Here is a 12,370-nt window from a genome sequence, read left to right on the forward strand (position 1 = left end):
CCCGGGGCGGCGTCCCGTACGCCCCACGTGCTCGACGCCAGATGTGCGACCGCTGGTCCGGGGCGGGCGTGCCACACGCTCACGAGCCGCACATGCGAGGACATCGCACCTGGTCACAGGGCGTATGACGGTGGTAGCCGCAATCGATTGCCTGTGCCACGGTGAGGTCATGGAGGGCAAACGGCACACGCGTACACGCGACCACCACCGTCACGAGCCCGGCCGCACCGGCGCCGAGCACCGGCACGGGGCGGGAGGCGCGCTGCCGACGCGGCTGCGGCACCGGCTCGCCCATGTGTTCACGCCGCACGGTCATGAAGCCGGTGACAAGGTCGACGCCGTGATGGAGACCTCCCGCGAGGGGATGCGCACACTGTGGATCTCCCTGGCGGTCCTGGGGGCGACCACCGTGGTCCAGGCCGCGACCGTCGCCCTGTCCGGCTCGGTGGCGCTGCTCGGCGACACGATCCACAATGCCGCCGACGCACTGACCGCCGTCCCGCTGGGCATCGCCTTCGTGCTCGGGCGGCGGGCGGCGAACCGCCGTTACACCTACGGCTACGGCCGCGCCGAGGACCTGGCCGGCGTTCTCGTCGTGGCGACCGTCGCGGCGTCCGCGGCCCTGGCCGCATGGGTGGCCGTCGACCGGCTGCTCGACCCCCGTGACATGACCCATCCGTGGGCGGTCTCCGCGGCTGCCCTGACCGGGTTCGTCGGCAACGAATGGGTCGCCCGCTACCGCATCCGGACCGGCCGGAGGATCGGCTCCGCCGCGCTGGTCGCCGACGGCCTGCACGCCCGTACCGACGGCTTCACCTCGCTCGCCGTCCTCCTGGGGGCCGGCGGCGCCGCGCTCGGATGGCGGGCGGCGGACCCGGTCGTCGGTCTGCTGATCACTCTCGCCATCCTGCTGGTGCTCAAGGACGCCGCCCGCGAGGTCTACCGGCGTCTGATGGACTCGGTCGACCCCGCCTCGGTCGAGGCCGCGGAGCGCGCGCTGCGCGGTGTGGAGGGGGTCCTGGACATCGGACAGGTGCGGATGCGGTGGATCGGCCATGTCCTGCGCGCCGAGGCCGACATCGTGGTCGATCCGCGCCTGACGGTCGTCCAGGCGCATGAGTTGGCCGTCGACGCCGAGCATGCCCTGATCCACGCGATTCCGCGGCTGACCGCCGCGACCGTCCATACCGACCACGCCCCCATCGGCAGCAGGGACCCGCACGCGGCCCTCGTCCACCACGTCGAGCGGCCGGGGCCACCGCCGGTGACGGCTGAAACGATCGGCCGACGAGGCCTTCGGCCGTGGTCGCCCCCGGCCCCCGGCCGGGGCCCGGCCGCGGGTGGCCACGGCGGGGCCCCGGAGCCGATCAGGCCGTGATGGGCTTGGTGCGGGAGCAGTTCGTGAAGTCCTTCCACGGCCGTGTGCCGTCCGGCCCCGGCGCGCTCGCGTAGGTCGGGTTGCCGGTCAGGGTCTGCTGACGGTGCTCGTGGGTGATGTCGATACCGAAGAGCTTGAAGCCGAGACTGAACCGGCCCGCGGAGAGACCGAATCCGATGCCCAGTGAGGCGTTCCACCAGTCGGTGTCGACCTCGTAGTCCAGCCGCTGCAGCCGACCCTTGTCGTGCAGCAGTCGCCGTATCGCGGACGCGTCCCGCGTCAGCGGCTCGGCCATGGAGGAGGGCGACGGCATCGCCTCGTCGGCCGGGTTGCTGCCGCGTCCGCGCAGCCAGTCCTCGGCCGTGGTGCTGTCCTTCTGGTCGGAGAGGTCCAGTTCGGCGACCTCGGTGTGCAGATCCGACTCCGTTTCGCCGCCGCCTGCGCCGATGTCGATGGTCACCGGGCCCGCGTTGGCGCCTCCGCCGACGGACACCCCCTCGTCGCCGCCGCTCTCCTGGCTCGTGGTGATCTTCATCTTCTGCGGGTGGTGCGCCTCACCCGCCTCCTCCTCGCGGTCGTACGCCTCGGCGTCGTAGGTGACGGCGACCTGCTGCATCCGCGATCCGCTCGCCTGGCCGCCGGGACCGACCGAGCCGTTGAGCGAGAAGGTGTAGACGAACGTGATCCTGCCGGTGTCCGGGCCGGTCTTGTGGCGCATGACGACCACATCGTTGCTGAGCGCGCCCGACACGCCCTCGGCGGAGACGTTGCCCACGCTCTTGGTCTCCGGCACGTCCTTGATGATGCTGTTGGACTGGGCGTTCTTGATGAGCTTGTCGAGGGCCTCGCCCTTGACGCCCGGGTTGTTCTTCGTCACCTCGTGGGCGATGGTCTGCCGCAGAGCCGCGACCTCCTTGTCGTTCTTTGCGTACTTGCCGCCGAAGCCGACGCTGCCCGAGGCCTCGGTGGTGGTCTTGGTGATGTCGATGTCCGGAGCGCGCTCCGGATCCACGTCGGGCTTGTCCTTGTCGGCCCAGTAGCTGCAGATCATGCCCAGTTCGGAGGCGCGGGGGCCGGTCTTGTCACGGCATTTCTCCGCCTTCTTGAGGTACTCGGAGAACTGCTTCGCCTCGTCGAGGTTGGCCGCGAGGTCGGCGTTCGGGTCGTCCGTCCTGTGCGCGTCGAACATCCACTGCCCGCCGCTGCCGCTGCCGCGCATGTAGCTGCCGCTGAGCGAAGCGCCGCCGCCCCACTTCTTCAGGCCGGGAATGCTCGCACCGATCGAGCCCGAGACGCCGCCACCGGTGGTGCTCATCCGCTCCAGGGTGACCGAGCCGTCGGACCACTGCGAGAGTTTGACCTGCTCGGAATGGCTGATCTTGATGAACAGGATCTGGACGACGACCGTGTCCTTGGTGTCGTCCACGGCCAGCAGGCACCGGGCGGGTTGGAACGGATCCTTCTCGTCCGGGTCGTCCGGAGCGGGGGACGCCGACGGAGCCGGAGCAGTGATCGGTTCCCCGGGTTCGGACTCCGGCGCCCCCGGCTCCTGCGGACCGGGCGTCTCCTGCCCGTCGACGGCAACGTTGTCAGAATCGCAGGAACCACCGCCTCCGGCGACCTGCACCAGTCGGCACAGGGCTGTCGCGAAGCCGTCGTTCAGCCCGGTCGGGATGGTCGTGGTCGCGATGGCGCCGACCAGCAGCGCCACCAGGGTGATGAGACCGAGGTATTCGACGCCGGTCTGCCCCCGGTCCGTCCTTCTTCGATGCCCGCTCTTCGTCCGCATGCCTGTGAGCCCCCTGCGCGACCCGCTCGACCGACCCCCGTCTGCCGGGGGCAGCGTAGAAGCGGAAGAAACGATCCGGAGAGGGCCACAGGACCCAGTTCCGGGCCCATGGGCCGGCTGGGCCCGGAACCTCGGGCAGGTCCCGGGCCCGCACGACGAGGTGGCGCGGTGTCAGATCCCGGCTGCCGCCGCCAGGTCCCGCTTGATCCCGGCGAGCAGCTGAGCACCCTTCGCACGGGCCGCGGGCAGCTCTGCCGCCGAACCGACCGGCACCACGACCTCCAGATAGCACTTGAGCTTCGGCTCGGTGCCACTCGGGCGGACGATCACCCGGGCGCCCTGGAGCCGGTAGCGCAGCCCGTCGGTGGGCGGCAGCTGCTCGGTGCCCCGGGACAGATCCTCGGCCGAGGTGACGGCGAGTCCGGCGAGCGAGGCCGGAGGCTGTTCGCGCAGCCGCCGCATGGCGTCCGCGATGACCGACAGGTCCTCCACCCGGACCGACAACTGGTCGGTGGCGTGCAGCCCGTGGGCGACCGCGAGGTCGTCGAGGAGATCGAGGAGCGTACGCCCCCGCTCCTTGAGCACGGAGGCGAGTTCGGCGACGAGCAGCGCGGCCGTGATGCCGTCCTTGTCGCGCACGCCGTCCGGGTCGACGCAGTAGCCGAGCGCCTCCTCGTACCCGTACCGCAGACCGTCCACGCGGGCGATCCACTTGAAGCCGGTGAGCGTCTCCTCGTACCCGAGGCCCGCCTTCCCGGCGATCCGGCCGAGCAGCGAGGAGGACACGATCGACTCGGCGAGGACACCGGTCACGCCGCGGTCCACCAGATGGGCGGCGAGCAGCGCGCCGACCTCGTCGCCGCGGAGCATCCGCCAGCCACCGTCGGCGTCCGGGTCCGGGACGGCGACGGCGCAGCGGTCGGCGTCCGGGTCGTTGGCGATGACGATGTCGGGGTCCGTACGGCGCGCGGTGGCGAAGGCGAGGTCCATCGCGCCGGGCTCCTCCGGGTTGGGGAAGGCGACGGTGGGGAACGCGGGGTCGGGCTCGGCCTGCTCGGCGACGAGCACCGGGGCGGGGAATCCGGCGCGGTCGAAGGCGGCCGTCAGCACGGACGTACCCACTCCGTGCATCGCCGTGTACACGACGCGGGCGGTACGCGGCGATCCGGCGGCGAGCACGGTGTCCGTACGGGCCAGGTAGGCGTCCAGGACCTCTTCGCCGAGGACCTCCCAGCCGTCGTCGGGGCGCGGCACGCCGCCGAGCGGGCCGACCGCGGCGATGGCGGCGGCGATCTCGCCGTCCGCCGGGGGGACGATCTGCGAGCCGTCGCCGAGATAGACCTTGTAGCCGTTGTCGCGGGGCGGATTGTGGCTGGCGGTCACCTCGACGCCCGCGACGGCGCCCAGGTGCCGTATGGCGTACGCCAGCACGGGCGTGGGCAGCGGACGGGGGAGCACCGCCGCGCGCAGGCCCGCGCCGGTCATCACGGCCGCCGTGTCGCGGGCGAAGTCGGCCGACTTGTAGCGGGCGTCGTACCCGATGACGACCAGTCCGCCGGTCTCCCCCTCGGCCTTGAGATAGGAGGCGAGCCCGGCCGCGGCACGGATGACGACCGCGCGGTTCATCCGCATCGGCCCGGCGCCCAGCTCGCCGCGGAGTCCGGCCGTGCCGAACTGCAGCGTGCCGGCGAACCGTGCGGCGAGCTCGTCGAGGTCCTCGGCGGCGATGAGCTTGGCGAGCTCGTCGCGGGTCTCGGGATCGGGGTCCTCCGCGAGCCATGTCCTGGCCTGCGCGATGAGGTCCTGCTGCACGGTGTCCGCCTTTCTGCGGGATGGGACGGGGCTCGTCACAGTCGAGCCCTTCCGTCGTTCGAGGAGCGGGCGTCCGGGGCGGCGCCCCCGGTCACGGGAAGGGGGCGGGCGGGGACGGGCCGCCGCGGGCGCGCCGCACCCGCATCGCATCCCGCCCCCCGGCACCGCCGGATCCGCTCAGATCCGTTCGAGCACCCGTGCCAGCAACGTCCCCATCCGCGTGGCCGAGTCGCGCCCGGCCTGCAGCACCTCTTCATGGTTGAGCGGCTCGCCGCTCAGTCCCGCCGCCAGGTTGGTGACCAGGGAGATGCCCAGCACCTCGGCCCCCGCCTCCCGTGCGGCGATCGCCTCCAGCACGGTGGACATGCCGACCAGGTCGCCGCCCATGACGCGGACCATGTTGATCTCGGCCGGGGTCTCGTAGTGCGGGCCGGGGAACTGCACGTAGACACCCTCTTCGAGGGTCTCGTCGACCTCCTTGCACAGCGCGCGCAGCCGCGGCGAGTACAGATCGGTCAGGTCGACGAAGTTGGCACCGATGATGGGGGACGCCGCGGTCAGGTTGATGTGGTCGCTGATCAGGACCGGCTGGCCGGGGCGCATGCCCTCGCGCAGACCGCCGCAGCCGTTCGTCAGGACGACGGTCTTGCAGCCCGCGGCGACGGCGGTACGCACCCCGTGGGCGACGGCGGCGACGCCGCGGCCCTCGTAGAAGTGCGTCCGGCCGAGGAAGACCAGGGCACGCTTCTCGCCGATCCGGTACGAGCGGATCGTGCCGCCGTGCCCCCGCACGGCGGGCGCCGGGAAGCCGGGCAGGTCGGTCACCGGGAACTCGGCCTCCGGGGTGCCGAGCGCATCGCCCGCGGGTGCCCAGCCGGAACCCATCACGAGCGCGACGTCGTGGGTCTCGGCGCCGGTCAGCTCGCGCAGGCGGGCGGCGGCGTCGGCGGCGGCGGCGTACGGGTCGCCCTGGATGTTGTCCGGAATAACTGATGCGTTCACGCGGATGAGGGTAACCGGTGATTCCCTACGCGCGTAGATGCCCATGCGCAGTGACTGCATCCGCTTCGTCGTACATTCACACAAAAGCGCTGGTCCGCCGGGTCGGCGGCGTCAGCAGGGTCGCTTGCGCAGTTCCATCACATAGTCGTGCGGCGCGCCCGCGGACTCCGCGGCATCCGCGATCTCGCCCAGATAGCGGGCGGACGGCAGCCCGCCCTCGTACCCGTTCAGCACATACATCCAGGCCGGCTCCTCACCGTCCAGGGTGTGCACGCGTACCCGCATCCGCCGGTATATGTCCAGACCGACGCCCTCCCACCGGTCCATGGAGTCCTCGTCCATCGGCGCGATGTCGTACAGCGCCACGAAGACCTGGGAACGGGGGGCCTCCACGACCGTGGCGAGCGCGCCTTCCCAGCCCATCTGCTCCCCGCCGAAGGTCAGCCGCCAGCCGTTGAGCCAGCCGGTGCCGCGCAGCGGGGAATGCGGTGCGCGGCGCGTCATCAGCCGCGCGTCGAGGTTGCCGGCGTACGCGGCGTAGAGCGACATGGGTTCGAGGGTACGGGAGGTGGTGGGGAGAACGTCGATTCCTGTGAGGAAGACCCCGTACGGGGTTCCGTTTCCCGTTCCGGACCCCCGTCGCGCATGTCTTGGCGCACGTATGGAGGGCCCCGGGGCGAAGCACCTTGGCGCGTGCGGGACAATGAAGTACGTACTGCATTCCCCGGGGCGACCCCCCGGACCCCCGGCCGGGGCAGCGGACGGCCGCGGGATGACACATGCGAGGCGGACTTTTCGTGACCCGGATCGTGATCATCGGCGGCGGACCCGGCGGGTACGAGGCGGCGTTGGTGGGCGCCCAGCTCGGCGCGGAGGTGACCGTCGTCGACTGCGACGGCCTCGGCGGCGCGTCCGTGCTCACCGACTGCGTGCCCTCGAAGACCCTGATCGCGACGGCCGAGGTGATGACCACGTTCGACTCTTCGTACGAGGAGTTGGGCATCATCGTCGCGGACGACACCCCGCACATCGAGCAGGCGGCCCGCGTCGTCGGCGTCGACCTCGGCAAGGTCAACCGGCGGGTGAAGCGCCTGGCGCTCGCCCAGTCCCACGACATCACCGCCTCCGTCACCCGCGCGGGGGCGCGCGTGATGCGGGGCCGGGGCCGCCTCGAAGGCCTGCAGGCCGCCGACGGCTCCCGCCAGGTCGTCGTGACCGCGGCCGACGGTACGGAGGAGACCCTCACCGCCGACGCCGTGCTGATCGCGACCGGTGGCCACCCCCGGGAGATTCCGGATGCGCTTCCCGACGGCGAGCGCATCCTGAACTGGACCCAGGTCTACGACCTCGACGAGCTTCCCGAGGAGCTCATCGTGGTCGGCTCCGGTGTGACGGGCGCCGAGTTCGCGGGCGCCTACCAGGCGCTCGGCTCGCGCGTCACCCTCGTCTCGTCCCGCGACCGGGTGCTGCCGGGGGAGGACCCGGACGCGGCCGCCGTGCTGGAGGACGTCTTCCGTCGACGCGGCATGAACGTCATGGCCCGCTCCCGTGCCCAGGCGGCCAAGCGGGTCGGCGACCGGGTCGAGGTCACCCTCGCCGACGGCCGGGTCATCTCCGGTTCGCACTGCCTGATGGCGGTCGGCGCGATCCCGAACAGCGCGGGCATGGGCCTGGAGGAGGCCGGGGTCCGGCTCAAGGAGTCCGGCCACATCTGGACCGACAAGGTCTCCCGCACCAGCGCCCCCGGCGTCTACGCGGCCGGTGACGTCACCGGGATCTTCGCCCTCGCCTCGGTCGCGGCCATGCAGGGCCGGATCGCGATGTACCACTTCCTGGGCGACGCGGTGGCACCGCTGAATCTGAAGACGGTCTCCTCGAACGTCTTCACCGACCCCGAGATCGCCACCGTCGGCTACACCCAGGCCGATGTCGACGCAGGCCGGATAGACGCCCGGGCGGTCAAGCTGCCGCTGCTGCGCAACCCGCGCGCCAAGATGCAGGGCATCCGTGACGGCTTCGTCAAGATCTTCTGCCGGCCGGGCACCGGCATCGTCGTCGGCGGCTGCGTCGTCGCACCGCGGGCGAGCGAGCTGATTCACCCGATCTCGATCGCGGTCGACAACAATTTGACGGTCGAACAGATCGCAAACGCTTTCACCGTGTACCCGTCCCTGTCGGGATCGATCGCGGAAGTGGCCCGTCAGTTGCACACCCGCAAGCTCGCGGGCGAGGCCTGAGGGGCCTCGGAGCCCGGCAACTCCCGGCAACTCCCGGCAACTCCTGGTACGTCGGGTGGCCGGGTGACCGCCGGGTGATCAGTGCGAACAACAAGGGGGTCGTCCTTACCACTTGGCGGCCCCTTCTACGCACAACTTCTCTTATTCGGCGCAAACTGCTGAAAACACTCGGGCGGTCACGTTACTGTCAGTTTCGTGTTCGCTGCAGAACGTCGTCAGTTGATCCTCGAAATGGTGCGTGCCAACGGGGCGGTATCGCTCCGTGAGCTCGCCCGCGTCGTCCAGACCTCCGAAGTGACCGTACGGCGGGACGTGCGGGCACTGGAGGCAGAAGGACTCCTCGACCGCCGGCACGGCGGTGCGGTTTTGCCGGGCGGTTTTACGCGGGAGTCCGGCTTTCCGCAGAAATCCCATCTCGCGACCGCGGAGAAGACGGCCATCGCCGACCTGGCCGCCGGTCTCGTCGAAGAGGGCGAGGCCATCGTCGTCGGTGCCGGTACGACCACGCAGGAGCTGGCCCGCCGGCTCGCGCGGATCCCCGGTCTGACCGTCGTCACCAACTCCCTGCTGGTCGCCCAGGCGTTGGCCCATGCCAACCGGGTGGAAGTGGTGATGACCGGCGGAACGCTGCGCGGTTCCAACTACGCCTTGGTGGGCAGCGGTGCCGAGCAGTCCCTCCAGGGGCTGCGGGTCTCGCGCGCGTTCCTCTCCGGGAGCGGGCTCACGGCGGAGCGCGGCCTCTCCACGTCCAACATGCTCTCGGCGAGCGTGGACCGGGCCCTGGTACAGGCGGCGGCGGAGGTGGTGGTCCTGGCGGACCACACCAAACTCGGCTCCGACACCATGTTCCAGACGGTTCCGACGGATCTGATCACCCGCCTGGTGACGGACGAGCCGCCCGGCCACGACGACCGTGCCGCCACCGAACTGCAGGCCCTGGCTGATCAGGGGGTGCAGATCGCGGTGGCCGGCGCGGGCAGCGGTCCCGCACCGGCCGAAGCCGTTCCCCCGGGCCGTCAGGCCCGCCGCGACATGCCGCTGCCCGGTCAGCGTCGTACGCGCGCAGGCGGGCCCGGCCCGCAGTCATTGCGCAGCGCGGCGGGCCTGGCGGAACAGAGCCAGGGGGACCGGGCGAGAGTGGCGGATCTGCGACGCCGGTAGAGGGCGGTGCGGGTGTGGTTCGCCCGCGGCGGGCGCGTTCCGCACCGCGCCCGTCGGAATCAAGCCGTTCCGGTGATCGACGACCGGGGGAGCCGAAGGCGGCAGGGGAGCCGCCACCGGTCACGGCAGAGGCGGGCGGGGGGACGAGCCCGGCACCGCGGCACCGCGACGCCGTGGCCATCCGCCCCCGCCTGCTCAATTCGCCTCCGCGTTCGGCCCCTTCAGCCCCTGCAAGGTCAGCATCAGCAGCCGGCTCGCCAACTCCGGGTCGTCCGGCGACTGTTCGGCAGCCAGCGCGATCGCGTTCGTCAGCTGCATCAGGTCGTCTATGGACACATCCGCCCGTACGGCCCCGCTCGCCTGAGCCCGCCCCAGCAGCACCGCGCCCGCCTCGCGCAGCGGCACATTGCACTGCGACAGCGCAGAAGTCTCGTCCCGTGACGTCGACATGAGCGCCTGGGCGAGCCCGCGGTACTCGCCCGCGTGGGTGATGATCGCGCCCAGCCACTCCACCAGGCCCCGGCACGGCTGCCGGGCCCCCGCGAGCTCCCGGGAACGGTTGATCAGGGAGGTCAGCGCCTCCTGGAAGACGGCGTTCATCAGCGCGTGCCGGTTCGGGAAGTGCCGGTACAGCGTGCCGATCCCCACGCCCGCGCGTCGCGCGATGTCCTCCAGGGACGCATCGGTGCCGTGTTCCGCGAAGGCGGTACGGGCCTCGCCCAGCAGCCGGTCGTAATTGCGGCGCGCGTCGGCGCGCATGGGCCGGGCCGATGTCTGTGCCGTGCTCATCGCCATTGCGCAGTCCTCCCTTTTTCCGCCCCGGGGTCCAGGATGCCATTGCGCGTCCGGAGGGAGTTTCCGCACCGCCCGGGGCCGGCTTTCCGGCGCTGCCCCGACCCTGATCCCACTGCTCGCCGCGAGGGGCGCCCGCTGCGCCGTCCGCCGAGTCCTCCGCCGGGTTCTCCGCCGCGTTCTCCGCCGAGGAGTGACACGACGTCGATGCCGAACGGCCGGGGCCCCTGCACAGTCGAACGACTGTGCAGGGGCCCCGGTGCGACGACGGGCCGACCCCGTCGCTCAGTCCTTGATCTCGCAGATCACGGCGCCGGACGAGATCGAGCTGCCGACCTCGGCGACGAGTCCCTTGATGGTGCCGGCGCGGTGCGCGTTGAGCGGCTGCTCCATCTTCATGGCCTCCAGGACGACGACCAGATCGCCCTCCTGGACCACCTGGCCCTCCTCGACGGCGACCTTGACGATGGTGCCCTGCATCGGGGACGCCAGTGTGTCGCCGGAGACCGCGGAGCCGGACTTCTTCGCCGCCCGGCGCTTGGGCTTGGCGCCCGCCGCGAGTCCGGTACGGGCCAGGCTCATCCCCAGCGACGAGGGCAGCGAGACCTCAAGACGCTTGCCGCCGACCTCGACGACGACGGTCTCGCGGCCGGCCTCCTCCTCCGCCTCCCCATCGGCGGCGGCGGTGAAGGGCTTGATGTCGTTGACGAACTCGGTCTCGATCCACCGGGTGTGGACCCGGAACGGGTCACTGGTGAACGCCGGGTCGGCCACGACGGCGCGGTGGAACGGAATGGCGGTGGCCATGCCCTCGACATTGAACTCGGCCAGCGCACGCGCCGCCCGCTGCAGCGCCTGCTCACGGGTCGCGCCGGTCACGACGAGCTTCGCCAGGAGCGAGTCCCAGGCGGGCCCGATGACGGAACCGGACTCCACGCCCGCGTCGAGGCGGACACCGGGGCCGGTCGGCGGGGAGAAGACGGTGACGGTGCCCGGGGCGGGCAGGAAGCCGCGGCCCGGGTCCTCGCCGTTGATCCGGAACTCGAAGGAGTGCCCGCGCACGGCCGGGTCGTCGTAGCCGAGCTCCTCGCCGTCGGCGATGCGGAACATCTCGCGGACGAGGTCGAGGCCGGTGACCTCCTCGGTGACCGGGTGCTCTACCTGGAGCCGGGTGTTGACCTCCAGGAACGAGATGGTGCCGTCCGTGCCGACGAGGAACTCCACGGTGCCCGCACCGACGTATCCGGCCTCCTTGAGGATGGCCTTCGACGCCGCGTACAGCTCCGCGTTCTGTGCCTTCGAGAGGAACGGCGCGGGGGCCTCCTCGACCAGCTTCTGGTGGCGGCGCTGGAGCGAGCAGTCACGGGTGGAGACGACGACGACGTTGCCGTGGGTGTCGGCCAGGCACTGCGTCTCGACGTGGCGCGGCTTGTCGAGGTAGCGCTCCACGAAGCACTCGCCACGGCCGAACGCCGCCACGGCCTCACGGACCGCGGAGTCGTACAGCTCCGGGATCTCCTCCAGCGTGCGCGCCACCTTCAGACCGCGACCGCCACCACCGAAGGCGGCCTTGATCGCGATCGGCAGCCCGTGCTCCTTCGCGAAGGCCACGACCTCGGCGGAGCCCGAGACCGGGTCGGGGGTGCCGGCCACCAGCGGGGCACCGGCACGCTGGGCGATGTGCCGGGCGGCGACCTTGTCGCCGAGGTCCCGGATCGCCTGCGGCGGCGGGCCGATCCAGGTCAGCCCCGCGTCCAGCACGGCCTGGGCGAACTCGGCGTTCTCCGACAGGAAGCCGTAGCCCGGGTGGATCGCGTCCGCCCCGGAGTCCTTGGCAGCCTGGAGCACCTTGGCGATGTCCAGATAGCTGGCGGCCGGGGTGTCACCGCCCAGGGCGAATGCCTCGTCGGCCGCGCGTACATGCAGAGCGTCGCGGTCCGGGTCGGCGTAGACGGCCACGCTCCCGATCCCGGCATCCCGGCATGCCCGAGCAACACGGACAGCAATTTCGCCACGGTTGGCGATGAGCACCTTGCGCACGATGGCTCCCTCCTTGAAACAAGCTGAGTTTAGGGACTACCGACACGGCCCTACGACCCGTCCCCATTGGTGAGCTTGCCCACACGGAGTGTGATTCGAGGCTTGCTCAAGTCGCGAAATCCCTTGTGGCACCACGGTACGCCCGGATTCATGACCGCA

At 71.3% G+C, this 12,370-nt stretch carries 9 protein-coding genes; 3 read left to right on the forward strand and 6 right to left on the reverse strand.

Annotated features, from left to right (window positions below; translation table 11 throughout):
- Window positions 1–169: 169 nt before the first annotated feature.
- Entirely contained in the window at window positions 170–1,378 is a 1,209-nt protein-coding gene (locus ACIOHC_RS23660; protein WP_351082116.1) for a cation diffusion facilitator family transporter, read from the forward strand.
- Here ACIOHC_RS23660 and ACIOHC_RS23665 read toward each other — a convergent pair.
- The 4 genes from ACIOHC_RS23665 to ACIOHC_RS23680 all read right to left on the reverse strand — a co-directional run bounded on the left by ACIOHC_RS23665 (window position 1,368) and on the right by ACIOHC_RS23680 (window position 6,530).
- Window positions 1,368–3,167, reverse strand: coding sequence for a hypothetical protein (locus tag ACIOHC_RS23665; protein ID WP_401843840.1), 1,800 nt, complete (start codon window positions 3,165–3,167; stop codon window positions 1,368–1,370). The genes ACIOHC_RS23660 and ACIOHC_RS23665 overlap by 11 nt on opposite strands.
- Window positions 3,168–3,338: 171 nt before the next feature.
- On the reverse strand, window positions 3,339–4,979 hold the full coding sequence (locus tag ACIOHC_RS23670) for a phospho-sugar mutase (RefSeq protein WP_351082120.1): 1,641 nt from the start codon (window positions 4,977–4,979) through the stop codon (window positions 3,339–3,341).
- 177 nt (window positions 4,980–5,156) lie between these two features.
- Window positions 5,157–5,981, reverse strand: a complete 825-nt coding sequence (locus ACIOHC_RS23675; RefSeq protein ID WP_351082123.1) for a purine-nucleoside phosphorylase — start codon at window positions 5,979–5,981, stop codon at window positions 5,157–5,159.
- 111 nt (window positions 5,982–6,092) lie between these two features.
- Window positions 6,093–6,530, reverse strand: coding sequence for a gamma-glutamylcyclotransferase (locus ACIOHC_RS23680; protein ID WP_351082125.1), 438 nt, complete (start codon window positions 6,528–6,530; stop codon window positions 6,093–6,095).
- 248 nt (window positions 6,531–6,778) lie between these two features.
- Here ACIOHC_RS23680 and ACIOHC_RS23685 point away from each other — a divergent pair, with 248 nt between their 5' ends.
- Both ACIOHC_RS23685 and ACIOHC_RS23690 read left to right on the forward strand, forming a co-directional pair.
- On the forward strand, window positions 6,779–8,218 hold the full coding sequence (locus tag ACIOHC_RS23685; RefSeq protein ID WP_351082178.1) for an NAD(P)H-quinone dehydrogenase: 1,440 nt from the start codon (window positions 6,779–6,781) through the stop codon (window positions 8,216–8,218).
- Between the two features lie 195 nt (window positions 8,219–8,413).
- Entirely contained in the window at window positions 8,414–9,379 is a 966-nt protein-coding gene (locus ACIOHC_RS23690) for a DeoR/GlpR family DNA-binding transcription regulator (RefSeq protein WP_351082126.1), read from the forward strand.
- A gap of 195 nt (window positions 9,380–9,574) precedes the next feature.
- Here the strand turns inward: ACIOHC_RS23690 and ACIOHC_RS23695 are convergent, their stop codons facing one another.
- Both ACIOHC_RS23695 and ACIOHC_RS23700 read right to left on the reverse strand, forming a co-directional pair.
- Entirely contained in the window at window positions 9,575–10,174 is a 600-nt protein-coding gene (locus ACIOHC_RS23695; RefSeq protein WP_351082128.1) for a helix-turn-helix domain-containing protein, read from the reverse strand.
- A gap of 282 nt (window positions 10,175–10,456) precedes the next feature.
- Window positions 10,457–12,211 (reverse strand): biotin carboxylase N-terminal domain-containing protein, encoded by a 1,755-nt coding sequence (locus tag ACIOHC_RS23700; protein ID WP_351082130.1) that lies wholly within the window; start codon window positions 12,209–12,211, stop codon window positions 10,457–10,459.
- Window positions 12,212–12,370: the final 159 nt, after the last annotated feature.

The sequence above is a fragment of the Streptomyces sp. NPDC088252 genome (assembly GCF_044740965.1).
Lineage (GTDB): Bacteria > Actinomycetota > Actinomycetes > Streptomycetales > Streptomycetaceae > Streptomyces.

Excerpts from the sequence above, each read along its gene's own strand:
- ACIOHC_RS23695 (WP_351082128.1), bottom strand. The coding sequence starts at position 10,174 with ATGGCGATGAGCACGGCACAGACATCGGCCCGGCCCATGCGCGCCGAC.
- ACIOHC_RS23680 (WP_351082125.1), bottom strand. The coding sequence starts at position 6,530 with ATGTCGCTCTACGCCGCGTACGCCGGCAACCTCGACGCGCGGCTGATG.
- ACIOHC_RS23660 (WP_351082116.1), top strand. The coding sequence starts at position 170 with ATGGAGGGCAAACGGCACACGCGTACACGCGACCACCACCGTCACGAG.
- ACIOHC_RS23665 (WP_401843840.1), bottom strand. The coding sequence starts at position 3,167 with ATGCGGACGAAGAGCGGGCATCGAAGAAGGACGGACCGGGGGCAGACC.